Source organism: Micromonospora sp. DT68, assembly GCF_049847245.1.
Lineage (GTDB): Bacteria > Actinomycetota > Actinomycetes > Mycobacteriales > Micromonosporaceae > Micromonospora > Micromonospora profundi.
On sequence record NZ_JBNCNZ010000003.1, the window covers coordinates 363,509 to 387,373 of the forward strand.

Consider the following 23,865-nt stretch of genomic DNA (forward strand, 5'->3'; position numbering starts at 1 on the left):
GTTGTCCGACGTGGCGTCGCAGCAGACTGATCAGGTGCCTCTCCGAAGCGAATGCCCCACGTGAGCGTCGCGCTGCTCCTGACGCTCGCCGGCCTGGCCCTGGTCGACAGCACCAGCATCGGCACCCTCTTCATCCCCGTCTGGTTACTGCTCGCGCCCGGGACGGTGAACGCCCGGCGGATCCTCGTCTACCTGGGCACGATCACCCTGTTCTACTTCGCGGTCGGGCTGTTGCTCGCCGTGGGCGGCAGTCGACTGGCCGACGTCCTCGGCGGAGCGCTCGACAACAGGCCGGTGCTGTGGGCTCAGCTCGTGCTCGGTGTGGGGCTGTTCGCGCTCAGCTTCCGCTACGACGGCAAGCGACGCCCGCGCGGTGGTGGGGTGCTGCGGTGGCGGGATCGGGTGACCGCCGGTGACTCCTCGGCGCGCTGGCTGGTGGGGTTGGCGCTGCTCGCCGCGCTCGCGGAGGTGGCGACGATGCTGCCGTACCTCGGCGCGGTCGGCCTGCTGACCACCTCCGGGCTCGGCGCGGCGCAGATCGTCGGGCTGCTCGCAGGCTACTGCCTTGTCATGGTGGTGCCGGCGGTGCTGCTGCTGGGGGCGCGGACAGCGTGGCCGAAGCTGGTCGAGCCGGTGTTGGTACGGCTCAACGCCTGGATCGTGCGGCACTCCGGCGGCATGCTCGGTTGGATCCTCGGCATCGCCGGTTTCCTGCTGGCCCGCGACGCCGTGCTCCGGCTGGGGCTGCTCGACGAGCTGGTGATCAGACTGTGACCCGCTCGGGACGGGCGTAGACGTTCATCGTGTTTCCGCGCAGGAAACCGACAAGCGTCATCCCCGCCTCCTCGGCCAGTTCGGCGGCGAGGGTGCTCGGGGCGGACACCGCGGCGAGCAGCGGCAGCCCCGCCATCCACGCCTTCTGGGTCAGCTCGAAGCTGGCCCGGCCGGAGACGAGCAGCAGGTGCCCGGCCAGCGGCAGCAGACGTTCCCGCACCGCCCAGCCGATCACCTTGTCCACAGCGTTGTGCCTGCCCACGTCCTCCCGGAGCACCACCAGGTCGCCGGCCGGGGTGAACAGCCCGGCCGCGTGCAGCCCGCCGGTCCGGTCGAAGCCCCGCTGGGCAGCGCGCAGACGGTCGGGCAACTCGGCCAGGACGGCTGCCGCAACGGTGAGCGGGTCCGCCTCGACCGGGAACGCCGACCGGGTGCGGACTGCGTCGATGCTGGCCTTGCCGCAGACCCCGCAGGAACTGGTCGTGTAGAAGTTCCGGGACGGGTCGGTGGTCGGTTCCGGCACGCCGGGGGCGAGCACCACGTCCACCACGTTGTACGTGTTCGGCGTCTCCGCGCCTGCGCAGAGCTGGGCGGTCAGCACGTCGTCGGTCGACCGGATCAGCCCTTCGGTCAACAGGAATCCGATGGCCAGGTCCAGGTCGTCGCCGGGGGTGCGCATCGTGACGGCGAGGGGTTTGCGCCGTCCGGGCCCGGCAGCGCCCACCCGGATCTCCAGCGGCTCCTCCACCGCCAGGTTGTCCGGCCGGCGGACGGAACGGCGGCCGTCGGCTGCCGCGCCCAGGTCGATCCGGAGTACGCCGCGTCGGTCAGTCGCCCGTCCCATCCCGCAATCCTGCACCCCGCGCCGGTACGCCCGCACGCGTGCCGGGCATCGGGCACCCGCAGTGACCGCCGACAGGGCTCCGACACGACCGCTCAGGGATCGGGCTACCGGCAGGCACCGCCGGTCGGCGGCGATCCGGCTACCGTGACCGGGTGGGGACGTACGCCGCCGTGGTGCTCGCCGGTGGGGCTGCCCGCCGGATGGGCGGGGTGGACAAGACCGCGCTCCCGGTCGGTGGCCGGTCGATGCGCGACCGGGTGCTGGCGGCTGTCGCCGATGCCGCGCCGCTGGTGCTCGTCGGTCCGGCCGACGTGGTCCCGCCCGGTGTGCGGGTCACCAGGGAGGATCCGCCCGGCGGGGGGCCGGTCGCCGCGACGGCGGCGGGGCTTGCGTTGCTCGATCCCGACACGGCAGTGGTCGCGCTGCTCGCCGCCGACCTGCCGTTGCTCACGAGGGCTGCGCTCGGCGCGTTGCTGAACCACCTCGACGGCAACGGAACCGCTCCGCCTGGTGACGGCGCTGCGCCGGATCGCACAGGCGCAGCCGGTGGCGAGCAACGGCCGGACGGGGTGTGCTTCGTCGACGAGTCCGGCCGGCGGCAGTCGCTGTGCGGGGTGTGGCGGGTGGCCGCACTGCGGGCCGCGCTGGCGCGGTTGACTGTCGAGCGGGACGGGGACCTGGCCGGTGCGTCGGTCCGGGCTCTGCTGGCCGGCCTTGTCGTGCGGGAGGTGCCCTGGTCCGTCGACGGCCCGCCGCCCTGGTTCGACTGCGACACTGACGAGGACGTCCGCCGGGCGAAGGAGTGGGTGCGATGACGGTGCTCGACGACTGGGTAACGGCGGCGTGCGCAGAGGTGGATCTGGACCCCGCCCAGGTGCCGGTTCCGGCGGTGCTGGATCTTGCCCGCGACGTCGCTCACCAGGTGTTGCGGCCGGGCGCGCCAGTCACCGCGTACGTGTTGGGGTTGGCGGTTGGCCGGGGCGCCGACCCGGCGGACGCCGCGGCCCGGCTCAGTGCGCTCGCGGCCAACTGGCCGGTCGCGCTGGGCGGCGACCCGGCCGACCCCATCGCGCCCACCGCCCCGGTCGATCCCACAGTCTCCTGACCGCCGTTGTCCGATGCCGGTCCGGATGGATTCGGCCTCCGGAGGGCGTGGGTAGGGTGTTCGGAACGGACGGAGGCGATCATGACGGCTGACCACCCCTCGGCGCCGGACGGTGAGCTGCCCAGCGGTACGACCGAGCACGGGGAGTCGATTCTGCTCGACGAACCCAGCACCACCGACCTGCGGGCCAAGGTGACCGAGGCGTGGCAGGAGTTCGCCCGGATGCTCGCCCTGCGGCTGCGGGAACTCCCCGTCGGCGCGCACCTGGAGTTGACCCTGGACCCCACGGCCTCCGGCACTGGTGACGCCGTCTACTCGATAAGCGTCGATGTGGCCGGCGACGGCGGGCTATCGGCTCGGGCGGTCGGCAACGCGGCACTGCCGCAGGGCTACCGGTTGGACCGCGCCGCCGTGGCCGACATGGTGGCGCTGGGCTGGTCGCCGCCCGGGGTGGTGCCCGGGTCCGGCGGCTCGTTCGGGCTGGACGGCACGACGGCGGAGGCGGCCCGGATCGCCCCGTTGCTGTCCCGGACGCTGCGCGACGTCTACGGCGCCCCACACCCGGCCTTCCTCGTCTACCTGGTGCACGACGCCGAGGGCGAGCCGTTGACAGTGGGGCCGCTGGGCACCGCGCGCAGCGAGTTCGGCCCGGACGCGGACGTCGAGGGCGACCTGGAAGAGGCGTTGGCCGAGGCGGCCGCCGCGCAGGTGGAGCGGGACGACGTGCTCGACCTGGCCGAACGCGTACGCACAGTGGTGTCCACGATGCTGAAGTCCGAGCCCGACCGGTTGCAGATCGACTCGGACGGCGACATCAACATCCGTGCCGGTTCGGCGATGGTCTTCGTGCGGGTGCGCGACAACCCGCCGCTGGTGGACGTCTTCTCCCCGGTGCTCACCGAGGTCGAACCCACCGAGCGGCTCTACGTGAAGCTGTCCGAGCTGACCAACCGGATGCCGATCGGTCGTCTCTACTGCGCCGACGACACGGTCTGGGCGTCCATCCCGGTGTTCGGCCGCAGCTTCCAGGCCACCCACCTGATGCTGGCGGTACAGGTGATGACAGGTCTCGCGGACGAGTTGGACGACCGGTTGCACGGCGAGTTCGGCGGCAAGCGGTTCTTCAGCGAGGGCGACAAACCGGTGCGACGCGAGGACTCCGAGCACCGCACCGGCATGTACCTCTGAGCGGTTCAGGCCACGTCCAGCAGGGTCTTGCCGACTGTCGCGCGCGCCTCGATGGCGGCGTGCGCGTCAGCGGCGCGTTCCAGGGGAAAACGCTGACCGATGAGCGGCCGTAGCTGGCCGGTCGCCGCGCCCGCCAGCGCCTGATCGGTGTACGCCCGCATCCGTGCGGGCGGCGCGTCGGATCGGACCAGCGTGATCTGCCAGGCTGCGGCGTCCTCCGCCGACACCGGCGACCACTCACCGCTTGCCAACCCGAAGCTGACCATCCGGCCACCCGGGTCCAGCAGCTCGAACGCCGTCCGGGCGGTCGGCCCGCCGACGCCGTCGAACACCACGTCGACTCCACCCATCGTGTGCCGGACCTGGTCGGCCCAGCCCGGCAGGCGGTAGTCGACCGCCAGGTCGGCACCGAGGCCGGGCAGCAGGTCGACCTTGCGTGCGCCACCGGCAGCACCGACCACCTGTGCGCCGGCGCTCGCCGCGAGCTGCACGAGCAGGCTGCCAACGCCGCCCGCCGCCGCCTCCACGAGCACCCGGTCGCCGGGGCGGACGCCGGCCGCCTCGACCAGCAGGGTGGCGGTCCGCCCGTCGGCCAGCAGGGCAACCGCGTCGTCCAGCGCCAGCCCGGCCGGCACCTCGAAGGGCGCGGACGCGTCCACCACCGCACGTTGCGCGTACCCGCCGGAGCCGCCGGTGGCGCTCACGACCCGGCGGCCGGTCAGCGCGGGATCGACGTCCGGCCCGACGGCGGCGATCACCCCGCCGACGCCGTTACCGGGGATCAGCGGCGGGGTGACCTGGAACGGTCCGGGCCGGCCGGCGCGTAGCTGCGTCTCGATGAATGTGATGTTCGCGTGCGCGACGTCGATCAGCACCTGACCGGGGCCGGGCGTCGGGTCGGGTGCCAGGCTGGGCACCAGCACCTCGGGGCCGCCGAACTCACGTAACCAGATTGCCCGCATGAGATCCCCTCGATCGTTGCGGGCGTCGCCGCCCGCTCGAAGGGCAGTCCAGCACCTCAACGTGGGTTGAGGTCAATGTCAGCGGGTGGACGGGCCGACACCGGGGGACTCGGCGAGTCGGGACAGCACGATGGTGCTGCGGGTGGACGTCACGAACGACTCGGCGCGAAGCCGTTCCAGCGCCGCCTCCAGGTGGGCGATGTCGGCGGCGCGCAGGTGCACGAGAGCGTCCGCCTCGCCGGAGACGGTGTAGGCGCCGACCACCTCGGGGTGCCGGCGTGCGGCCACGCCGATCTGCGCGGGGGTGGTCCGGCCGGCGCAGAACAGCTCGACGAACGCCTCGGTGGTCCAGCCGACGGCAGCGGGGTCCACGACGGCGGTGAACCCTCTGATCACGCCTGTCGCGCGTAGCCGGTCCACCCGACGCTTGACCGCTGGGGCGGAGAGTGACACCCGGGTGCCGATGTCGGCGTACGACGCACGGGCGTCGGCGACGAGCAACGCAATGATCCGCTGGTCTACGGCGTCTATCTGCAACGTTCCGCCTCTGGGAAGCAATGGTTGTGGCTGTTACCAAAGTTCTACGGTACCTACTCTTGGTGACCGTGAACCAGCAGCGACTGCCGCGAAAGCGGACATATCTCATGTGCTCGCCGGAGCATTTCGCGGTCGAGTACGCGATCAATCCGTGGATGGACGTGACCACCCCGGTGGACAGCGAGTTGGCCGTCAAGCAGTGGGACCGGCTGCGCGAGACGCTCGTCGGCCTCGGCCACGAGGTGCACGTGCTGACGGCCGAGCCGGGCCTGCCCGACATGGTCTATGCCGCCAACGGCGCCTTCATGGTGGACGGCAGCGTCTACGGCGCGCGGTTCAAGCACGAGCAGCGTGCCGCCGAGGCCGCCGCCCACCACGCCTTCTACGAGACGCAGGGCTGCCGGTTCATCGCGCCGAGCGAGACCAACGAGGGCGAGGGTGACTTCGCGTACGTGCCAGAGGCGCATGGCGGGCTCATCCTTGCCGGGCACGGCTTCCGGACCGAGATCGCGGCGCACGCCGAGGCGCAGGAGGCGCTGGCCCGCCCGGTGGTGTCGCTGCGGTTGATCGACCCTCGCTTCTACCACCTGGACGTGGCGCTCGCCGCTATCGACGACTCGAACGTCGTGTACTTCCCCGGCGCGTTCTCCGCGGCCAGCCAGCGGGTCCTCACCCAGCTCTTCCCGGACGCGGTGGTCGCCGATGACTCCGACGCGTTGGCCTTCGGGCTGAACCTGGTGAGCGACGGCGCGAACGTCGTCCTCAACAGCGAAGCCACCCGGCTGGCGGGCAAGCTCAAGGCCGCCGGCTACACACCGGTTCCGGTCGAGTTGGCCGAGCTGAAGAAGGGCGGCGGCAGCGTGAAGTGCTGCATCGCCGAACTGCGGCACTGACCCGTTCGCCACCGCGTACGTCAGGGGCCGGCCTCCCGCGCGGGAGGCCGGCCCCTGATCGTGCTCCGAGGGGCGTTCAGCCCAGGGTGGCCAGCTCGTTGATCAGCACGTTCGAGGTGGCCTGACCGTCGCGCTGCACCTCCCGCAGGTACCACTTCTGCTGGGGGGTGCGTGGCTGGTTGAACTGCCAGATCCCGCGCGGGCTGTCGATCTGACCGATGCGACCCAGCGCCAGGTTGACCTGCTGGGGCGACGGCGACCCGCCGGTCAGCTGGATGGCCTGGTCGAGCACCTGCGCCGCGTCGTACGACGCCATGGCGTAGGTGGTGGGCGTGAGCTGGTGCTTCTTCCGGTATGCCGAGGCGAAGACCCGGTTCGACGTGTTGTTCAGGTCGGCCGAGTAGTTCAGGGCGGTCTGGATGCCCAGGGCGTCCTGGCCCAGGCTCTCCAGTACGTTGCCCTCGGTGAGGAAGCCTGGCGCGTAGACGGGCCCGGAGAACTGGTCGCGAAGTTGCTTGATGAACTCCACGGCGGCCGCGCCCGCGAAGAAGCAGAAGACCGCGGTTGGCTTCTTGGCCAGCGCCTTCTCGATGTCCGCCACATAGGTGGTCTTGTTGGGGCTGGTGGTGGGGTTGGTGTTTGTCACCGGGTCGGCGATGCGCCTGTCGGTGGCGCCGAACTCCTGCCGGAAGCCGCGCACCACGTCGGGGCTGCCCACGTTCTCCGGGACGATGATCGCCACCCGGCCGTTCGCCGGCAGCTGGTCGCGCAGGTAGCGGCCCAGGGCCCGGCCGGCCTCGTCAAGCACGTACGACGTGCGCCAGATGTAGACGACGCTCTGGAGGCTGCTCGGCGAGGCGTTCGAGCCGATGAGCGGGACGCGGGCCTCCTCCACCGTGTCGCGGATGCCGACCATCACCGACGAGTTGACCACCCCGGTGAGCGCCAGCACGTTCTGCTTGAGGAGTTGGTCGACGGCGGCCTTGCCGCTCTTGGCGGTCTCACCTTCGTCGGCGATCAGCAACTCCACCGGGTGCCCGCCCAGGCGTTGGTCGTGCAGGTCGAGGAAGAGTTGGAAGCCGTTGGCGATGTCGTCGCCGATGGACTTGACGCCGCCGGACTTGGGTACGATCAGACCGATTTTGATCGGGCTTCGGTTGGTGGTCGGCTGGCTGTCGGTGTCGGAGCCGCACCCGGCGGCGAATCCGGTGGTACCGAGCGCGGCCAACAGTTGGAGCGCCCGCCTGCGATTCATCTGCGACACCGAGTTCCTTCCAAGGAGCGTTTCAGGGCAGAACACGCCCCTCCGGCGTTCTACCTGCTCAACGACGCTGCGTCAATGGTTAATGATCATGGTGCAGTGAGCGCAAGGCATCGAGAACCCGGGGCCAGGCTGCGGACTCCGGGTCGATCAGCCCGAAATGCTCGGATCCGGGCAGCTCAATAAGGGAAATATCGGACCCTGCGGTATCTGCCGCTGTGACAAAGTCCCGGCTCATCGCCACCGGAACCTGAAGGTCTGCAGACCCGTGTATCACTACTGTGCGTGTTTGCGTGGGCACCAACAATCGCGGGTCGGCCGCTGCGTACCGGTCTGGAACCTCCGCCGGACCGCCGCCCAGCAGCGCGGTCACCGCACCCGCGTCCAGATCCCACCGGTACGCCTCGACCAGGTCCGCCACGGGGGCCAGCGCGAGCACCGCGCGTACCGTCGACGGCGCTGTCGCTGCCACGTACAGCGCCAAGTGACCACCGGCGGAGTGACCGACCACGATCGGGGCGCCAGCACTGACCCGGCCGGGCAACGCCTCGGCGGCCAACTCCGGCAGCGCCGCGATCCCGGTCAGCGCGTCGGACAGCGTCCCCGGCCAGCCGCCGCCCGGCTGACCGGTACGCCGGTACTCCAGTTGGGCGACCGGATATCCGTCGGCGGCGAGCGCGGCGGCGAGTGGACCGGTGTGCCCCCTGTCGTACTCGGCCCGCCAGAAGCCGCCGTGCACCACGACGACCAGCGGCCGGGCCGGGCCATCCCCAGCCGGAAAGCGCAGGTCGGCCACCTGGTCCGGGTGATCGCCGTAGGCCACCGTCCGGTCCGGTGCGGGCGCGGGCCTGGTCAGCACGTCGCGTGGGTCGGCAGGCATGGCGCGACGGTAGCGCGTCCCGCCTGGGTGGCGTGGCCCCGGGAGTTGGTCCCGGGCGGCATGGCTCGCGCGCACTGGGTAAAGATGGACCCATGACCGAAGCGCACTCCGCTGGACAGAACGATGAGCCCGGCTCCGACGACTCCGGCCACTCCGGCACCGTGGTGGTGGTCGGCGCGGACGGGCGGCCGATCGGCACGGTGCAGACCGAGGAGGGGCAGGGCGAAGACCCGACCCGCCTGGTCGAACAGCCGGCCAAGGTGATGCGGATCGGCAGCATGATCAAGCAACTGCTGGAGGAGGTCAAGGCGGCTCCCCTTGACGACGCCAGCCGGCACCGCATGCGGGAGATCCACGAGCGCTCCATCGTCGAGCTCAAGGAGGGCCTCGCCCCCGAGCTGCGCGACGAGCTGGAGCGGATCTCGCTGCCCTTCACGGAGGACAAGGCGCCGAGCGAGGGTGAGCTGCGGATCGCGCACGCCCAGCTCGTCGGCTGGCTGGAGGGCCTCTTCCACGGCATCCAGGCGGCCCTGGTCGCCCAGCAGATGGCCGCCCGGGTGCAGCTGGAGCAGATGCGCGGCGGCCGGCAGGCACTGCCCAGTGGCCCTGGCGGTCCCGGCGGGATGGTGCCCGGGATGCCGGGCATCGGCCAGCCGGCCGGCGGCGAGGGGCACAGCACCGGCCAGTACCTGTAATCGGCGCTCAGCCCACCTCGAAGATCTTCTCCAGGTACGCCGCCACGCCGTCCTCCGAGTTCGCCGACGTCACCTCGTCGGCGACCGCCAGGACGGCGTGGTGCGCGTTCGCCACCGCCACGCCGCGCCCGGCCCAGGTCAACATGGGTACGTCGTTGGGCATGTCACCGAAGGCCACGACGTCCGCCGCGGCCACGCCGAGCCGGTCGCAGTACCAGTCGAGCCCTGCCGCCTTTGTCACCCCGGCAGCGGAGATCTCCACCAGCCCGGACGACGACGAGTGCGTCGCCTCGGCGAGCCCCGCCACCGCCGAGGCGATCAGCGCGGCGAACGCGTCCGGGTCCTGCTCGCCGGCCCGTGCAAGCAGCTTCACAGCAGGCAGGGACAGCAGCTCTTCCGGCGTCTCGATCGGCCGGATGCCGTCGGGGTCGACGTCCCAGCGCAGCGGGTAGTGCGTCTCGTGACGCATCTCCCGGCTGTCCAGGATCTCCACGGCGAAGCTGATGCCTGGCACCTCGGCACGTAGCCGTTCGGCCACCTCGGCGAGGTGCTGCGGAGCGAGCGGATCGGCCCGCAGCACCTCGTCGCGCACCGGGTCGTAGACCACGGCGCCGTTGGCGCACACCGCCGGCAGCGGCTGGGCCAGCTGTTCGTACACCATTTTGAGCCAGCGGACCGGACGGCCGGTGACAAGCACCACCGGCGTGCCCTCCGCTACGAGCCGGGCGAGCACGCCGGCGGTGCGGGCGCTTACCGTGTGGTCGTCGCGGATCAGCGTGCCGTCAATGTCGGTGGCGACGAGTCGAGGGGTCTCTCCCATCACCGGGACAGTAGTCGGTCCAGGTAGACGGCCACCCCGTCGTCGTCGTTGCGCAGGGTCACCTCGTCGGCGATGGCGCGCACCATCGGGTGCGCGTTGGCAACCGCCACCCGGGACCAGCCGGCCCACTCGAACATCGGCAGGTCGTTGGGCATGTCACCGAAGACCAGCACGTCACCCGGGTCGACACCGAGGGTCTGTGCGACAGCCGTCAGCCCGGACGCCTTGTCCACGCCGGGCGGGCAGATCTCGATGAAGCCGAGCCCGGCCTGGGTGAGTGTCGCGATGTGCGGCGGGATGACCTGCCGGGCCACCGCCAGCAACTCGTCCACGTGGTGGTCGGCGGTCCGCGCGAACGCCTTGATCACGTCACCGGAGAGGCACTCCGCGCGGCTGCGTGCCTCGAACCGGTCCTGGTAGGGCCAGCTCGCGTGGTAGTCACCCCACAGCGGGGCGTCGTGCTCGTCGGACGCCTCGACCATGACAGTCAGCGGGCCGGCCGCCGCCTCCAGGTCGGCGAGCAACTGGGCGACCACCTCGCCGGCCAGCCGCTCGTCGCGGAGCACCACCGGGCCGGTCGGGTCGCTCTGGTCGACGACCCGACCGCCACCGGCCATCACCAGGAAGTCGGCGGCCCGGATGTCGTTGCGGGTCAGCTCGGTCAACCGGGGGCCGCGTCCGGTCGCGGCGACGACCGGAATTCCGGCGGCCCGCACCCGGTCCAGCACCCCATGGGTGTACGCGGAGACGGTCTCGTCGCTGCGAACCAGCGTTCCGTCGAGGTCGGTTGCGATCAGCTTGGGCAGTCCCGGGCGGGTCATCGTTCCTCCTTCGCCCGCCGCCGTCGCAGCCTGCCGTACGGTCCTGGATCGAGACCCGGCGTGACGGCGGGCAGCAACCGTACCTCGCGTGAGCGGTCGCAACCACGGCTTCCAGGCGAATCGGGAACCAACGGGCGCCCTACCGTCGGTGTCGCCGAAACGGCAGGTCAGGCGGGTGCACCCGGACCCGTCGGGGTCAGGGCGCGCAGCTCAGGCCGGAGGTTGGGGGTGCGTGAATGGTGCCGCCGACGTGACGGTCAGGTCGGCCGGCGCGGGCAGGCCGTCCTCCGGGGTCGAGGCCCGGTCCCGGCGGCGGCGCCAACCGCGCTCCGGTGGCCCGTCGTCGGGGTGGTCGTCGGCAGTCGGCCCCGCCTGCACCTGCTCGGGAGCGCTCGGGGCCAGCCGCAGGGCCGCCCCGAGCAGCACGCAGGCGACGAACGCCATCACCAGACCGCGGCCGTACTCGACCCGGAAACCGTCCTGCGGTGCGTAGAAGTAGGTCCGCTGACCGCTGTCGTTAAGCGTCGCCGTGGCTGCGATCAGCAGCGCCAGCAGGGCTCCGGCGAGGGCGAGCCCCATCAGCCGGGCGTTCTGCCGGACCGACGCCGTGCCCCGCAGCGCCAACGCGACGGTGCAGACCAGGCCGAGAAGACCCACCAGATAGCCGACCCCGAAACCGCCGATGTCGGACACGCCGGCCGGAACGTCGATGGTGCTGGCCCCGACCGGCCCGCTGTTGGGCAGGGTCATCACCAGCCACTCGCCGATCAGCGAGGCGACCCCGGCGACCGCGCCGAGCCCGGCGAGCAGCAGGGGCAGCCGGGGGTCGCGGGTGAAGCCGGTGAGCGACAAGCCGAAGCGTCGACGCTCGGTGGGCTCGTCGTCGCCACCCCACTCGATCACGCTCGGCCCGTCGGACGGGTCGCCCTGGCGGGGGATCGGCAGCTCATCGGACATCGGCCATCCTTCCGCCGGTCACGGGCCTGCGTCGAATCATGGCACAGAGCGAGTGGCTGGTCGCGTTGGCGAAGTCGCCCACGCCGAACCGCGATCAGGTGACAGGGATCGCAGGGCGGGCGTCGGTGCCGGTCGGTCGCTCGGCGGTCACCTTTCCGCTAGCGTTCTCCTCATGCCAATCCGTACCGCTTCCGCACAATGGCAGGGCAATCTCACCGAGGGTTCCGGCACGGTCCGCACCGGTAAGGGCGGCCTGTCCGGCAACTACTCCTTCAAGTCACGCTTCGAGGAGGGCGAGGGCACCAACCCCGAGGAGCTGATCGCCGCGGCACACGCTGGCTGCTTCTCGATGGCGTTCTCGAAGGGCCTCGCCGACTCCGGCTCGACGCCCACCTCCGTCGAGACCACCGCCAAGGTCCACCTGGACAAGACCGACGCCGGGATGACCGTGACCCGGATCGACCTGGAGACCGTCGGCCAGGTGCCTGGGATCGACGAGGCCGAGTTCCAGAAGCTCGCCGAGGCCGCCAAGGCGAACTGCCCGATCTCCCGCCTGCTCTCGCCGGGTGCCGAGATCACCCTCACCGCTCGCCTGGCCTCCTGAGGCGACGGACCTCTACCCCGTACGTTCACGGAGGGAGCCTCCGCCCGACCGGGCGGCCGCTCCCTCCGCGAGCGCGCGGGCATCGCGCCTTCGCCGCCGGCCCTCGATCAGGTCCCGCGGCGTGACCGGGCCGGTCGGCCGGACGTCGGGCACAATGGTGGAGTGCCGGTGGAGATGACCCGCGAGCGTTTCGAAGAGCTGGTCGGTGACGCCCTCGACGAGGTGCCCGGCGAGCTGCTCGGCCTCATGAACAACGTCGTGATCCTGGTCGAGGACGACCCGCCGCCCACCGAGCCCGACCTGCTCGGCCTCTACGAGGGGCACGCGCTCACCGACCGGGGCTGGGACTACGCCGGCGTGCTGCCGGACCGGATCTTCATCTACCGCCGCCCGATCCTGCGGATCTGCGACAGCGACGAGGACGTCGTCGACGAGGTGGCCGTCACGGTGGTCCACGAGATCGCCCACCACTTCGGCATCGACGACGCACGGCTGCACGCGCTGGGCTGGGGCTGACCCCGCGCTACGGCCCGCCAGCGGTACGCCGCTCGGCTGATGGTCCGTGCTTGCTGGAGTCGCCTACCGTCGGTGCAGCAACCGCGACCTTTCAGGAGGCACCCTCATGCGCAGCGAGCTGTTCTCCGCCGAGAACCTCGAGAAGGAGTCCGCGCAGCCCGGCATGCGGCTGCAGAGCTCCAAGATGTTGAAGATCGAGCTCAACGGTGAGGCGATGGCCCGGGTCGGGTCCATGGTCGCCTACCAGGGAAACGTGCAGTTCCAGGCGTTGGGCTCGGGCGGGCTCGGCAAGTTTCTCAAGCAGAAGCTCACCGGCGAGGGCGTCCCACTGATGAAGGTCACCGGCCAGGGTGACGTCTTCCTCGCCGAGTTGGCAAAGGACGTGCACATCATCGACCTGGAGCCGGGCGACGCGCTCTCCATAAACGGCTCCAGCGTGCTCGCCTTCGACTCGACCCTCCAGTACGACATCAGGATGGTCGGCGGCGCCGGCATGACCTCCTCGTCGGGCCTGTTCAACTGCGTCTTCAGTGGGTACGGCCGGATCGCCATCACCACCAAGGGCACCCCGGTCGTGCTCAACGTGGACGCCCCGACCTATGTCGACCCGCAGGCAGCGGTCTGCTGGTCGGCAAACCTCCAGACCGGCTACCACCGCGCCGAGCAGCTCGGTCTCGGCACGCTGCTGGGCCGGCGCACCGGTGAGGCGTACACGATGAGCTTCGCCGGTCACGGCTTCGTGGTGGTGCAGCCGTCCGAGGAACCGCCGGTCAGGGGCAGCGGCGAGCAGCAGCAGGAGGGCGGCCTGCTCGGCGGCCTGCTGAGCTGACCCGATCGGTTGGCTGGGCGGGCGCTTCAGTCGTGCGGGGTCGCCAGCCCAGCCCAGCCCGCCAGCCCAGCCGGGTCAGGTCAGCTCGCCGGTGCGCAGTCGGGCCAGCCAGGCAGCCGCATCGGCGTAGTCGACGTCGGAGAGACCGGCCGGTGCCGGTACGGGTCGTTCTCCGGCTGTCTCGGCCCAGCGGTGCCGGGGATAGGAGCCCAGGAAGCGGACGTCGGCGCAGACCCGGTGCAGCCCCTGCAACGCCTCGCCCAGCCGCACGTCGGCCACGTGCCCTGTGCAGTCCAGGAAGAAGACGTACCGACCCAGGGCCTCGCCGGTCGGCCGGGACTCGATGCGGGTCATGTTGACCCCACGGACGGCCAACTCCATGAGCACCGTCAGCAGCGCACCGACACGGTCGTGGGCGATGTAGACGGCAAGCGAGGTGAGGTCGTCACCGGTCGGCGGCGGGGGCGGGCCGGGGCGGGAGGCCAGCACGAACCGGGTCACCGCGTCGGGGTGGTCGGCGATCTTGTCGGCGAGCAGCGCGAGCCGGTGCCGGGTCGCCCCGATCGGCGCGCAGATCGCCGCGTCGAACTCACCTGAGCCGGCGCCTGCGGCGGCTGCGCCGTTGGAGAGCACGTCGAACACCACCGCGTCGGGCAGGTGGTCGCGCAGCCAGCCCCGGCACTGGGTGGACGCCTGCGGGTGCGCCGCGATCGTGCGGATCGACGGCAGCGACGTCCCCGTCCGTGCGGCGAGCACGAAATCCACAGGCAGGATCACCTCGCGGGTGATCACCAGCGGGTCGCCCTCGATCATCTCGTCGAAGGTGATGCCGACCGCCCCGCCGATCGAATTCTCCAGCGGCACCAGCGCGGCATCGGCGTCTCCCGCCCGGACGCTGTCCAGCGCCTCCCCGACACTGCGGGCGGGCGTACGGCTGCCGTGTTCGGCGGCGGGGATCGTGCGCAGGGCCTGTTCGGCGAAGGTGCCCTCCGGGCCGAGATAGACGAAGCGCGTGGGCGGTGTTCCGGGCATGTCGACCAGCCTACGCACCCGATCCGGGCGGTGTGCCGGCGTCACAGGCGAGGGTGCGGATCCCGACCGGCCCGGTGGCCCGGACCTCGATGGTGCACACGTCGGTGCCGGCGGTGACCAGCTCGGGGGCGCTGGGTCGCCCCCGGGTGACGACCTGGAGTTCCTCGTGCCCGGTCACCGTGACCACGGTGTACTGCCAGTCGGCGGCGCAGAGCGGCCCGCTGCGGACCTTCACCTGCACGTTGCTCGGGAGGACTCCGGTCCGGCCGCGTAGCAGCCGGAGGACCTGCTGACCGGTCGGCCCGCTCCGGCAGGCGGTGGCGACCAGGCCGGCATCGGGCGTGGCCGACGGGGTGCCGACCGGAGGGGCGGTGGGCACGGCGGTGGGCGATGCCGTCGGAGTGCCTGTCGGCCCGGGTGCAGTGGGCGTGCCGGTGACCGTTGGCACGCCGGATGGCTGCCGCAGCTCAGGTGGGGCCCCGCAGCCGGTCAGTGCCACGATCGTCAAGAGCGCCGCCAGGATCCGGGTCACGGGCAGCGTTCGGACCGTCGCCTGCGGTGGGGGAGACGGGCGGCGGAACGGGGTGAACGGCACGGGCCGATCCTCGGGGGCATCGGGGAAGGTCGCGGCCGGGGGGTGGCCGAGCCCATCGTAGGGCGAGCGGCCGGCCGGGTGAAGCTCAGCCGAGGACGCGGTGCCCGGCGCGCTCCAGGGCGGCAGTGCCTTCGGCCAGGCGGACGATCGGCACCAGCAGGTAGTCGGTGTCAAAGGTCGAGAAGGTGACCACGTTGACCCGGGCTTCGGTGAGCGGCGCGACGAGGGCCGCAAGCGTTCCCGTGGCGGCCACGCCGTCCGGGCCGGCGACCTTGAGGCAGCGCCAGGAGGTTTCCACGACCGCCTGTGCCGGGGCTCGGGTGGTCGGGCAGATCACCGATATCCCGTCGGCGGTCCAGCTCACAGTTACCACCTCGGCGCGGTCCAGTTCGCTCGACAGCGCGTACGGCAGGGCGGCGCCGGGGGCCAACCGGCACACGGCGTACTCCCCTGGCAGCAGAGCGATATCGAGCATGAGGGCACCTTACGGTGTCGGTGTGGGCCGACGCCGACATCGCCGCGTGCGGTGAACGCCACACTCCGCCGCAGGTCAGACCTCGGAGAAGAAGGTGAGGGAGCCTGCCACGGCGCCGTGGGCGTGCACCGGGGTGGAAATCGCGTCGACAGTCGCGTCGGAGCTGCCCGCCGCGGCGCCCTGCACCCGCAGCAGCCCTCTGGCGAGACGGCCGGAGGAGAGCGCCAGCAGGGGCGGGATCTTGTCGATCTCGGCCTCGGTCAGCTCGCCCCGGTTGGCGGTGAAGTCCAGCAGGCGCAGCCCGCCGTCGAGCAGCGGCCGCCCGATCAGGCCGGCCGGCTCGCCCAGGCAGAGCAGCTCGCAGCCGGCCGTGGAGATGGCGACCACCCGGGTGTCGGCGTCGATAAGCAGGCACGGCTCGTCGGCCCGGCAGACCGTCGAGGACCACTGGCCGAAGTTGTCGAACTCCGGCTCTGTGGAGGCTCGCGCCGCCGGCACGAACACTTCCGAGAGCGAAAGTTCGACGTGGGCCACCGAGCCTCCTATGTACACCGACGGACTGTCCACGCTAGCCGGTCTCCGACGGGACCACCGAGCGCACCTTGTCACCGGGCCGCACGGTCGAAACCGGGGCGGTCGGTGACGGCGCGGGAACCGGTGGGGGGTGGGAACCGGGGCCGCGTGGCGTCGTCGGTGACGTTACCGGTGGTGGGCCGGCTTGTCAGCGGCCGTTCGGCCCTCGTCGTACCACCGGTAGTCGGCCGTTGGACGGTACGTGCCCTTCAGCCAGGTGCTGGGATGCTGCGCCACCCGGGACAGCTTCTCGGCAGTGGCGGGGCTGATCCGGCTGCCACCGGCCACGAGGAGCCGGTCGAGCTCCCGGTGGGTCGCCATCAGACAGTCCTTCGGCAGGCCGTAGACGCTGATCACGCCGGAGCCCACGAAGGTCAGCACCGGCGACACCGGAATCGTCAGCCCCACCGCGTCGCTGAGGGCCTTGCTGGCCCGCTTGGCGTCCCGACGGGCCTCGGCCACGTACGGCGGCCGCTTGCCGTTGATTTGCACCACGTCACCGGCGACGAGGACCCGGGCGCGACCGTGGTCGGCGATGGTCACCGCGAACAGGCCGCTCGGCCCGATGGCGAGGAACCCGGCGCGGTCGTCCTGAGCGCGGTCGAGCAGGGCGTCCGCCACATCAGTGCGGGGCCATTCGATGACGTGCCAGGCTGGCCCGAGGTGGTCGAGCTGACCGAGTGCCCGTGCTCCGGCCGCCTCCAGCCGACGTGCGCCCCGCTCGGCACGGCGGCGGCGCGCCCATTCGAGCGGTGTCGGACGGATCGGTTCGAGAACCCCCGGCGACTCGACGCGGGGGTGGGGCACGGCGGCGGGCGGCAGTGCCCGACCGGTCGGTACGGCTCGTCGTGCGGGAAAGACAGTCATCGCGACCTCCGGCAAAAGGTCCCTCGAAGTTATGTCCTCACTACCCTACGTTGCCAGTCCCGGTGTTCGGCAAGCCGGAGCGCCGGAGTGACTGTGGATGAATGCCATATTCATCCACAGTTCTTTTGTCGGATGCCGCTAAACCCTGCCCTACGCTGCGGGGGTGACCCACTACGTCGACAGCGAAGTCGGCCGGCTCGGCACCGTGCTCCTGCACCGGCCCGGCCCGGAACTGGCCCGGCTCACCCCCCGCAACAACGACTCCCTCCTGTTCGACGCGATCCCCTGGGTGGGCCGTGCCCAGGAGGAGCACGACGCGTTCGCCGCCGCGCTGCGCGAGCGCGGTGTCGAGGTGCTCTACCTGGCAACCCTGCTGGCCGAGACACTCGCCGTCGCCGACGCCCGGGCCGAACTCACCGAGCATGTGCTGCGCTCCCCCCGGCTCGGCGACACCCTGCGCGCCCGGGTCGCCGACCACCTCGCCTACCTGGATCCGGTCGCGTTGGCCGACGTGCTCACCGCGGGGCTCGCCCACGAGGAGCTGCGGATCAGCCCGGAGCGGCCGGGCGGGTTGGTCTACACCCTGATGGACCGTCACGATTTTGTGATCGATCCGCTGCCGAATCTGCTGTTCACCCGGGACTCGTCGTTGTGGATCGGCGACCGGGTCGGCGTCACAAGCCTGGCCATGCCGGCCCGCCGCCGGGAAACCACACTCACCGACGCCATTTACCGCCACCATCCACGCTTCGCCGGCACCGAGTTCGTCTACCGCCCCCACCTGGAGCACCTGGAGGGCGGGGACGTGCTGCTGCTCGCTCCCGGCGTGCTGGCGGTCGGGGTGGGCGAGCGCACCACACCGGCAGGCGCGGAACGTCTGGGCCGGCAGGTCTTCGCCGCCGGGCTGGCCCACACCATCCTCGTGGTGCCGATCGCCCAGGAACGCGCCACCATGCACCTGGACACCGTCTGCACGATGGTCGACGCCGACGCCGTGCTGATGTATCCCAACATCGCCAGCACCCTCTCGGCGTACACGGTGATCGCCGGCGCCGACGGCGAGGACCCGCGGGTCGACGGCCCTGCGCCCTTCCTGCGGGCCGCCGCCGACGCGATGGACCTCGACCAGCTCCGGGTCATCGACACCGGGCTGGACCCGGTCACCGCGGAACGCGAGCAGTGGGACGACGGCAACAACACCCTCGCCCTGGCGCCCCGGCTCTGCGTCGGCTACGAACGCAACACCGCGACAAACGCGCAGTTGGAGCGGGCCGGCATCGAGGTGATCCCGATCGCCGGCTCCGAGCTCGGCTCCGGCCGGGGCGGCCCCCGCTGCATGTCCTGCCCAATAGTCCGCGAGTCGCTGAAGGAAGGGCCCCCTATTAACGCCTGATGCATAACAAGGGGCCCCTCCTAACGTCAGCGCAGGGTGAGCTGGCGACCGAGCAGACCCTGACGGGCACGGCGGCCGGCGGCGTCCAGCGGATCGGTGGCGGCGAGCGCCTCCGCGTACCGCTTGCTGAACTGCGCCACCGGGTCCTCCCAGTCGGTCGCCGGCGCCTGCTCCGGCAGGTCCCAGACCGGCACCAGCCGGCCGTGCGCGCGGAACATGCCAGCGAACTTGGTCTGCTCGCCGAGCGTCAGCGTGCCGGCCGCGCCGAGGCGGGCCAACGCGTCCAGAGCGGCGTCCTCGTCGTCGGGCAGCACCCAGCGCACATGTGCCTTCTCCGGGACCTGGCACCAGTAAGCGGCCTTCGCCGCGGCCATCCGCACAGTCGGGTAGATGGCGGCGTTGGCCCGCTCCAGCGACGCCTGGACGGTCGGGTCGTCCGCCGCGCCGGGATCGAGCCAGAATTCGAACCCGTCGTGCATGGTGATCTCCAGCGGGCCGTCCACCAGGATGTCCTGAAGTCGAGGGCCCGGGCCGGGCAGCGGCGGCACGGCCACCTGGCCGCCCGGCTCGGTCCGCAACGCGCAGAGCAGCGCCTCGGCCAGGTCGCGGGAGACGTCGCCGGACTGCTGGTGCCGTTGCAGACCGATGAGCACCTGGCCGTCCGGCTTGGTCACCGCCGGTGCGGCCATCGGCAGCACCGTGGCCAGCGTGACAGGCCGGTCGCCGAACTCCTCGACGACGGCGGGCGCCAGCCGTAGCGGCGCGGACGCGGCGGGCACCAACTCCCGCAGCGCGATCCATTCAGGCTCGTCGGCCAGCCCTTCGAACGGTCGCGGCACGAAAACGTCCCGCACCTTGTCCTTCCGGGGGGCGGTGTCGACGGCGGCGCGCTGGCTCTTTCGACGCTTGCTCACGGCGTCACAGCCTAGAGGGCCCGCCTGCCCGTCGTGGGCCGGACCCGCCTCGGACCGCCGTTCAGCCCGCCGCCACCAGGTCCGAGCGGCTCGTCGCCGCCGGCTCGAACTCCGACCACACGCGCTGACCCATGCCGTCGCGCTCGACACCCCAACGCGTGGCCAGACCGGCCACGATGTGCAGACCTCGCCCGTCGGCGGCGTCCGGGTTTGCCGTCCGGATCCGTGGCCTGGTGCTCGCGCCGCCGTCGGTCACAGCCAACTGGACGCGCGGACCCTCGGCCGAGGGCCGCAAACGCCAGGCCACCCGGACCACGCCGCCGGGCAGCGGCCGGGCATGCCGCACCGAATTGCCCACCAGTTCGGCGAGGACCGCGATCAGGTCCGCGAGAAGCACCGGGGGTACGACGTCAGCCAGATCGTCGGCCAGCCGGTGCCGGGCCAGCCGTGCTCCAGCGGGATGGTGGGGAACCACCACGCACCACGCCCGATCCCTCACTGCCGCTGCCACCGTCGCCTCCACGTCGCGCCGCCGCCGGTCAACCGCGCGGCAGTCGCACCTCTGCGACCGTACCGCCGTCGGTCCTTGGACGTAGGGATACCCATCCATTCTGCTGTTCAACGATCCGGCGGACGAGATAGAGGCCGAGCCCTGCCCCCGGGTAGCCGCGCCGGTCGCCGGACTCGCCCTGCCAGAACCTGTCGAACGCCCGCTCCACGTGCTCGGGACGGATGCCGATCCCTCGGTCGCTGACCCGGAACCCGACGAGCTGACCGTCGACCCCGGCCGTGATCTCGATGGGGGAGCCCGGCGGCGAGTACTTCCCGGCGTTCGTCGCCAGCTCGGTCAGCACAGTGGTCAGGCTGGGCCGGTGGCCGAGCGCCTTGGGCAGGTCGGCGGGAAGGCGCAGCACCAACCGCCGACGCAGCTCGACAGGCAGGTCGACGACTGCGGCGCGCAGCGCCTCACCGAGGTCGAACGGGCTGGGCGGGTCGTCGCCGGGGCCGGTCTCCGCGGCCGAGGAGAGCAGCCGGTCGACAAGCCGGGCCAGCTCGTTGGCGCGCTGCCCGATCACGCGGGCGGCCTGCCGACGATCGGCGTCGTTGAGCGAGTCCCAGTGGTCGGTGAGGGTGTCCGCGTACCCCTTGATCACGGTGACCGGGGTACGCAGCTCGTGGCTCGTCACAGCGACGAACAGCTCCCGGTCGTGGTCGCGGCGCTGCTGGTCGGTGATGTCGCGGAAGGTGACCACCCGCAGCGCACCCGGGCCGGGCAGCTCGCCGGAGGTGATCCGCAGCCAGCGCCCGTCCGGGAGCCGGTGGTCGCGGACCTGGCCGGAAGGCGGCAGCGGCAGCGGCAGCGGGCGGCTCAACGCCTGTTCGGCGGTCTGACCGGTGACCTGGGCGGCGGCCGGGTTCCAGAGTCGGACGGTCCCCTCCCGGTCGACAACTGCCAGTCCGTCGGCGAGCGCCGCCACCACCGGCCCGTCACCGTGCACCGGCAGCCCGCTCGCGTCGCCGTACATGTGCGCGATGCACGAGGCGAGGTAGGCGACCACCGCCTGTTCGTCGCCCGGCTCGTCGTCGCCCGGGTAGAGGGCGTGCAGGCTGCCGACGGTGTGCCCGCCGATCTCGGCCCGGGACACCACCATCCGGCGTAGCCCGCTGCCGGCCAGCTCGCCGGAGAGCTTGCCGTTGAGGTCCGCCACGCGGACCTGGCGCGCCCGTGGCCCGGAGAGCAGGCAGACGGTGTCCGGGTCGTCGGCAGCCAGTGGACGGCCCAACGCCCAGTTCGCAGCGCCGGTCGCCGCGATCACCCGGCCGCCGGTCGGGCCGAACTCGACGAACGCCATACCTTTCGCCCCGAGCGCCGGCTGGGCAGCCTGGAGCAGCTGGGTGAGGACCGGCAACCCCGCGTCCCCAGAATTGATCATCTCGATCACGACAGCGTGGCCGGCGATGAGAGCGGGAAAGTCGATACGCTCCGGCATGTGCCGAGTCTGCCCCGGAGATTCGGCTTTCGGCACCCCCGGTCGACGTCGATCAGCGATCCCGTCGGGCGAGGGCGTGCGCCGGCCGGTCGGTGATGATCCCGTCCACTTCGGCAGCCAGCATCAACTCCAGATCGGCCGGCTCGTTGACCGTCCAGACGTACACCTGGTTGCCTGCGGCTCGCAGCGCGGGCAGCAACTGCGGCCGGGCCCGGACCAGGCTGATGCCCGGCCCGGCGATGCGGGCGCCGAACGGCAGCCGACCCGCCGGCCACCAGCGTGGCAGCACCTCGAGCAGCAGCACCGTGGGCAGCGTCGGAGCCAACTCCCGGACCCGCCGGACCGCAAGCGGGGAGAACGACATCACGGTGACCTGGACCGGGTCGTCGGGTGCCGGGTCGGCCAGCCCGTAGCGCCGCAGCAGGGCGACCAGCCGCCGTTCGACGTTCGAGCCGTAGCGGGACGGGTGCTTGGTCTCCACAAGCAGCCGGACGGGCCGCCCGGCGGCCAGTACGGCGTCGAGCAGTCGCGCCAGGGTCAACAGCCGGGTGTGCGACTCGTCCGGCGGCAGGTCACCGCTCGGGGCGCTGCCCGGATGCCAGGAACCGAAGTCGAGCGCCTCCAACTCGGCGAGCGTACGTGCGCTGACCAGACCGCGGCCGTTGCTTGTGCGGTCCAGACGTCGATCGTGCACGCAGACCAGGTGCCCGTCGCGGGTCAACCGGACGTCGCACTCCAGCCCGTCGGCGCCCTCGTCGAGGGCACGCAGGTAGGCGGCGAGAGTGTGCTCCGGAAGGTCGTACGAGGCGCCGCGGTGCGCGAAGACCAGAGGCCCGCCCATGCCGACCGCCTCAGATGACCTGGCCGGGCTGTCCGTTTCCGTCGACCACCGGCCGGCCGACGGCTGCCCACTGGCGCATCCCGCCGTCGGCGTTACGCACCCGGTCCCAGCCGTTGTTCACCAGGTAGGCGACGACCTGGGCGGAGCGCCCGCCGGAGCGGCAGACGACCGCCACATCCTGGTCGGTGGGCACCTCGGCCAACCGGGCCGGCAGTTCCATCATCGGCAGGTGATGGGCGTTGGGGGCGTGGCCTGCCGCCCATTCGTCGTCCTCCCGCACGTCGAGCAGGTAGGTGTCGTCGGCGATCTCGGTCACGGGCACGGTGGGAACCTGGGGTCCGAACACAGGGACCAACATTAGATCCTCGTCGGCCGGTTCGGTGCCGACCCCGCCGTCGACACCATCACAACCGGGTCACCCAGCGCGGGTTGGCCTGCGCCCAGGCCGGCAGTCGGGTGCTCCGGACGGCTTCGAACAGCCCGTTGCCCCCGTTGTCGAGCACCACGTACGAGACCTCGTCGATGGTCTGCGGCGACGAGGGCACCTGGACGCCGCGCATCCCGTCGGGCGGCAGCGCACGCAGTGCGAGGAGCAGATCCTCCAGGGGTACGCCGTTGGTGTCGACAGTCAGCGAGCCGCCGACGGCCCGGAGTACCTGATCCAGTTTCATCGGATCCGTACGCAGGTCCGCCTGGCCGGCGCTGTCCAGCATCGCCCGGAGCAACTGCTGCTGGTGGCGCTGCCGGTCGTAGTCACCACCCGGCAGGTCGTAGCGCTGCCGCACGTAGTCCAGCGCCTGTGCCCCGTCCATCCGCTGGCAGCCGGTGGGGAAGACCCGGTTGGTGTGGATCGAGCGGACCTCGGTGTCCACGCACATCCGTACGCCGCCGAGCAGGTCGATGACCTTCCGGAAGCCGGAGAAGTCGACGAGCGCCGCACCGTCGAACCGGAGGCCGGTGAGCCGGCTCAGGGTGGCCGAGAGCAGTTGGGCGCCGGCCTGCCCACCGCCGCCACGCTCGTACGCCGCATTGATCTTGTCTTGGCCGCCGCCGAATCCGTTTGTGGGTGGGATGGCGACAAGCAGGTCACGCGGGATGGAGACCAGGTACGCCTCGCGCCTGCCGGCGGGCACGTGCACGATGAGGATGGTGTCCGACCGCTGGTCGGGTTCGCTGCTGCCGGCACGCCTGTCGGTGCCGATGAGCAGGTAGTTGAGCGGCCCGTCCAGGTCGGTGCGTCCGCTGCGGGCGTCGTCGTCGAGCAGTTGCTCCCTGGTCACCGAGCTGTCGTACCGGTGCGAGAGTGTCTTGAGACCGACAACTGTGAGCCCGGCCAGCAGGACGAGGGCCAGCCCGACGCCGAGCATGATCCGTGAGCCACGGGCACGACGTGACCGGGCGGTGCCGACCTGGCCCACCACGTTGCGTCCGGACCTGGACGTGTCCGCCTCCCCGCAGCCGTTACGTGAAACGTGCTCACGTCAGGCTACGGTCGGTG

The 23,865-nt window shown here is 71.6% G+C and carries 29 protein-coding genes; 10 read left to right on the forward strand and 19 right to left on the reverse strand.

Annotated features, from left to right (window positions below; genetic code table 11):
* Nucleotides 1-51: 51 nt before the first annotated feature.
* A complete protein-coding gene (locus tag ACPXB1_RS07860) occupies nucleotides 52-774 on the forward strand; it encodes a GAP family protein (RefSeq protein WP_355587337.1) in 723 nt (240 codons plus the stop codon).
* Here the strand turns inward: ACPXB1_RS07860 and fdhD are convergent.
* The gene (gene fdhD / locus ACPXB1_RS07865) at nucleotides 764-1,618 is read right to left on the reverse strand and encodes a formate dehydrogenase accessory sulfurtransferase FdhD (RefSeq protein WP_355587334.1); all 855 of its coding nucleotides are present in this window, start codon (nucleotides 1,616-1,618) and stop codon (nucleotides 764-766) included. The genes ACPXB1_RS07860 and fdhD overlap by 11 nt on opposite strands.
* Nucleotides 1,619-1,770: 152 nt before the next feature.
* Between fdhD and mobA the strand changes: the two genes are divergently transcribed.
* From mobA to ACPXB1_RS07880, 3 genes are all read left to right on the forward strand, one after another.
* Nucleotides 1,771-2,433 (forward strand): molybdenum cofactor guanylyltransferase, encoded by a 663-nt coding sequence (mobA, locus tag ACPXB1_RS07870; protein WP_425734993.1) that lies wholly within the window; start codon nucleotides 1,771-1,773, stop codon nucleotides 2,431-2,433.
* Nucleotides 2,430-2,723, forward strand: coding sequence for a DUF6457 domain-containing protein (locus tag ACPXB1_RS07875; RefSeq protein WP_425734994.1), 294 nt, complete (start codon nucleotides 2,430-2,432; stop codon nucleotides 2,721-2,723). The genes mobA and ACPXB1_RS07875 overlap by 4 nt, the downstream gene beginning before the upstream one ends.
* Nucleotides 2,724-2,804: 81 nt before the next feature.
* Complete coding sequence (locus ACPXB1_RS07880; RefSeq protein ID WP_355587328.1) at nucleotides 2,805-3,911, forward strand: T3SS (YopN, CesT) and YbjN peptide-binding chaperone 1; 1,107 nt, start codon at nucleotides 2,805-2,807, stop codon at nucleotides 3,909-3,911.
* A 5-nt stretch (nucleotides 3,912-3,916) separates the two neighbouring features.
* Here ACPXB1_RS07880 and ACPXB1_RS07885 read toward each other — a convergent pair whose 3' ends face one another.
* Complete coding sequence (locus ACPXB1_RS07885) at nucleotides 3,917-4,873, reverse strand: zinc-binding dehydrogenase (RefSeq protein ID WP_425734995.1); 957 nt, start codon at nucleotides 4,871-4,873, stop codon at nucleotides 3,917-3,919.
* A gap of 78 nt (nucleotides 4,874-4,951) precedes the next feature.
* Nucleotides 4,952-5,410, reverse strand: coding sequence for an Lrp/AsnC family transcriptional regulator (locus ACPXB1_RS07890; protein ID WP_053651590.1), 459 nt, complete (start codon nucleotides 5,408-5,410; stop codon nucleotides 4,952-4,954).
* A gap of 59 nt (nucleotides 5,411-5,469) precedes the next feature.
* Here ACPXB1_RS07890 and ddaH point away from each other — a divergent pair, with 59 nt between their 5' ends.
* Nucleotides 5,470-6,303: a dimethylargininase gene (gene ddaH / locus ACPXB1_RS07895; protein WP_425734996.1), complete on the forward strand. Its 834-nt coding sequence runs from the start codon at nucleotides 5,470-5,472 to the stop codon at nucleotides 6,301-6,303.
* A gap of 76 nt (nucleotides 6,304-6,379) precedes the next feature.
* Here the strand turns inward: ddaH and ACPXB1_RS07900 are convergent, their stop codons facing one another.
* Both ACPXB1_RS07900 and ACPXB1_RS07905 read right to left on the reverse strand, forming a co-directional pair.
* On the reverse strand, nucleotides 6,380-7,567 hold the full coding sequence (locus ACPXB1_RS07900; protein WP_355587321.1) for an ABC transporter substrate-binding protein: 1,188 nt from the start codon (nucleotides 7,565-7,567) through the stop codon (nucleotides 6,380-6,382).
* 79 nt (nucleotides 7,568-7,646) lie between these two features.
* Nucleotides 7,647-8,444, reverse strand: coding sequence for an alpha/beta hydrolase family protein (locus ACPXB1_RS07905; protein WP_425734997.1), 798 nt, complete (start codon nucleotides 8,442-8,444; stop codon nucleotides 7,647-7,649).
* A 92-nt stretch (nucleotides 8,445-8,536) separates the two neighbouring features.
* Between ACPXB1_RS07905 and ACPXB1_RS07910 the strand changes: the two genes are divergently transcribed.
* Complete coding sequence (locus tag ACPXB1_RS07910) at nucleotides 8,537-9,139, forward strand: bacterial proteasome activator family protein (protein ID WP_355587316.1); 603 nt, start codon at nucleotides 8,537-8,539, stop codon at nucleotides 9,137-9,139.
* 7 nt (nucleotides 9,140-9,146) lie between these two features.
* On the opposite strand, the gene ACPXB1_RS07915 is transcribed toward ACPXB1_RS07910, so the two are convergent.
* The 3 genes from ACPXB1_RS07915 to ACPXB1_RS07925 form a co-directional block, all read right to left on the reverse strand.
* Complete coding sequence (locus tag ACPXB1_RS07915; RefSeq protein WP_355587314.1) at nucleotides 9,147-9,959, reverse strand: HAD family hydrolase; 813 nt, start codon at nucleotides 9,957-9,959, stop codon at nucleotides 9,147-9,149.
* Nucleotides 9,959-10,780: an HAD family hydrolase gene (locus ACPXB1_RS07920; protein ID WP_355587312.1), complete on the reverse strand. Its 822-nt coding sequence runs from the start codon at nucleotides 10,778-10,780 to the stop codon at nucleotides 9,959-9,961. The genes ACPXB1_RS07915 and ACPXB1_RS07920 overlap by 1 nt, the downstream gene beginning before the upstream one ends.
* 210 nt (nucleotides 10,781-10,990) lie before the next feature.
* Nucleotides 10,991-11,737, reverse strand: coding sequence for a hypothetical protein (locus tag ACPXB1_RS07925; RefSeq protein ID WP_425734998.1), 747 nt, complete (start codon nucleotides 11,735-11,737; stop codon nucleotides 10,991-10,993).
* Between the two features lie 172 nt (nucleotides 11,738-11,909).
* Between ACPXB1_RS07925 and ACPXB1_RS07930 the strand changes: the two genes are divergently transcribed.
* From ACPXB1_RS07930 to ACPXB1_RS07940, 3 genes are all read left to right on the forward strand, one after another.
* A complete protein-coding gene (locus ACPXB1_RS07930) occupies nucleotides 11,910-12,341 on the forward strand; it encodes an OsmC family protein (protein ID WP_355631962.1) in 432 nt (143 codons plus the stop codon).
* Nucleotides 12,342-12,509: 168 nt separating this feature from the next.
* Nucleotides 12,510-12,857, forward strand: coding sequence for a metallopeptidase family protein (locus ACPXB1_RS07935; RefSeq protein ID WP_197281399.1), 348 nt, complete (start codon nucleotides 12,510-12,512; stop codon nucleotides 12,855-12,857).
* 106 nt (nucleotides 12,858-12,963) lie between these two features.
* Complete coding sequence (locus ACPXB1_RS07940; RefSeq protein ID WP_425734999.1) at nucleotides 12,964-13,686, forward strand: AIM24 family protein; 723 nt, start codon at nucleotides 12,964-12,966, stop codon at nucleotides 13,684-13,686.
* A 75-nt stretch (nucleotides 13,687-13,761) separates the two neighbouring features.
* On the opposite strand, the gene pheA is transcribed toward ACPXB1_RS07940, so the two are convergent.
* From pheA to ACPXB1_RS07965, 5 genes are all read right to left on the reverse strand, one after another.
* Entirely contained in the window at nucleotides 13,762-14,718 is a 957-nt protein-coding gene (gene pheA, locus ACPXB1_RS07945; protein WP_355587305.1) for a prephenate dehydratase, read from the reverse strand.
* A gap of 10 nt (nucleotides 14,719-14,728) precedes the next feature.
* The gene (locus ACPXB1_RS07950) at nucleotides 14,729-15,313 is read right to left on the reverse strand and encodes a hypothetical protein (protein ID WP_425735000.1); all 585 of its coding nucleotides are present in this window, start codon (nucleotides 15,311-15,313) and stop codon (nucleotides 14,729-14,731) included.
* Nucleotides 15,314-15,398: 85 nt separating this feature from the next.
* On the reverse strand, nucleotides 15,399-15,788 hold the full coding sequence (locus tag ACPXB1_RS07955; protein ID WP_355587303.1) for an ACT domain-containing protein: 390 nt from the start codon (nucleotides 15,786-15,788) through the stop codon (nucleotides 15,399-15,401).
* 75 nt (nucleotides 15,789-15,863) lie between these two features.
* Nucleotides 15,864-16,322 carry a hypothetical protein gene (locus ACPXB1_RS07960; RefSeq protein WP_355587301.1) on the reverse strand — a complete coding sequence of 153 codons (459 nt, stop codon included), beginning with the start codon at nucleotides 16,320-16,322 and terminating at the stop codon, nucleotides 15,864-15,866.
* A gap of 165 nt (nucleotides 16,323-16,487) precedes the next feature.
* A complete protein-coding gene (locus ACPXB1_RS07965) occupies nucleotides 16,488-17,228 on the reverse strand; it encodes a hypothetical protein (RefSeq protein WP_355587298.1) in 741 nt (246 codons plus the stop codon).
* A gap of 163 nt (nucleotides 17,229-17,391) precedes the next feature.
* Here ACPXB1_RS07965 and ACPXB1_RS07970 point away from each other — a divergent pair, with 163 nt between their 5' ends.
* Entirely contained in the window at nucleotides 17,392-18,621 is a 1,230-nt protein-coding gene (locus ACPXB1_RS07970; RefSeq protein ID WP_355631959.1) for an arginine deiminase, read from the forward strand.
* Between the two features lie 26 nt (nucleotides 18,622-18,647).
* On the opposite strand, the gene ACPXB1_RS07975 is transcribed toward ACPXB1_RS07970, so the two are convergent.
* The 6 genes from ACPXB1_RS07975 to ACPXB1_RS08000 form a co-directional block, all read right to left on the reverse strand.
* The gene (locus ACPXB1_RS07975) at nucleotides 18,648-19,535 is read right to left on the reverse strand and encodes a DUF5926 family protein (protein WP_355587293.1); all 888 of its coding nucleotides are present in this window, start codon (nucleotides 19,533-19,535) and stop codon (nucleotides 18,648-18,650) included.
* A gap of 61 nt (nucleotides 19,536-19,596) precedes the next feature.
* On the reverse strand, nucleotides 19,597-20,013 hold the full coding sequence (locus tag ACPXB1_RS07980) for an ATP-binding protein (protein ID WP_355631968.1): 417 nt from the start codon (nucleotides 20,011-20,013) through the stop codon (nucleotides 19,597-19,599).
* Nucleotides 20,014-20,074: 61 nt separating this feature from the next.
* Nucleotides 20,075-21,526 carry a PAS domain-containing sensor histidine kinase gene (locus ACPXB1_RS07985; RefSeq protein ID WP_355587292.1) on the reverse strand — a complete coding sequence of 484 codons (1,452 nt, stop codon included), beginning with the start codon at nucleotides 21,524-21,526 and terminating at the stop codon, nucleotides 20,075-20,077.
* Nucleotides 21,527-21,578: 52 nt separating this feature from the next.
* Entirely contained in the window at nucleotides 21,579-22,367 is a 789-nt protein-coding gene (locus tag ACPXB1_RS07990; protein WP_355587290.1) for a glycerophosphodiester phosphodiesterase, read from the reverse strand.
* A 10-nt stretch (nucleotides 22,368-22,377) separates the two neighbouring features.
* A complete protein-coding gene (locus ACPXB1_RS07995) occupies nucleotides 22,378-22,713 on the reverse strand; it encodes a rhodanese-like domain-containing protein (protein ID WP_355587287.1) in 336 nt (111 codons plus the stop codon).
* A gap of 58 nt (nucleotides 22,714-22,771) precedes the next feature.
* The gene (locus ACPXB1_RS08000) at nucleotides 22,772-23,734 is read right to left on the reverse strand and encodes an LCP family protein (RefSeq protein WP_355588425.1); all 963 of its coding nucleotides are present in this window, start codon (nucleotides 23,732-23,734) and stop codon (nucleotides 22,772-22,774) included.
* Nucleotides 23,735-23,865: the final 131 nt, after the last annotated feature.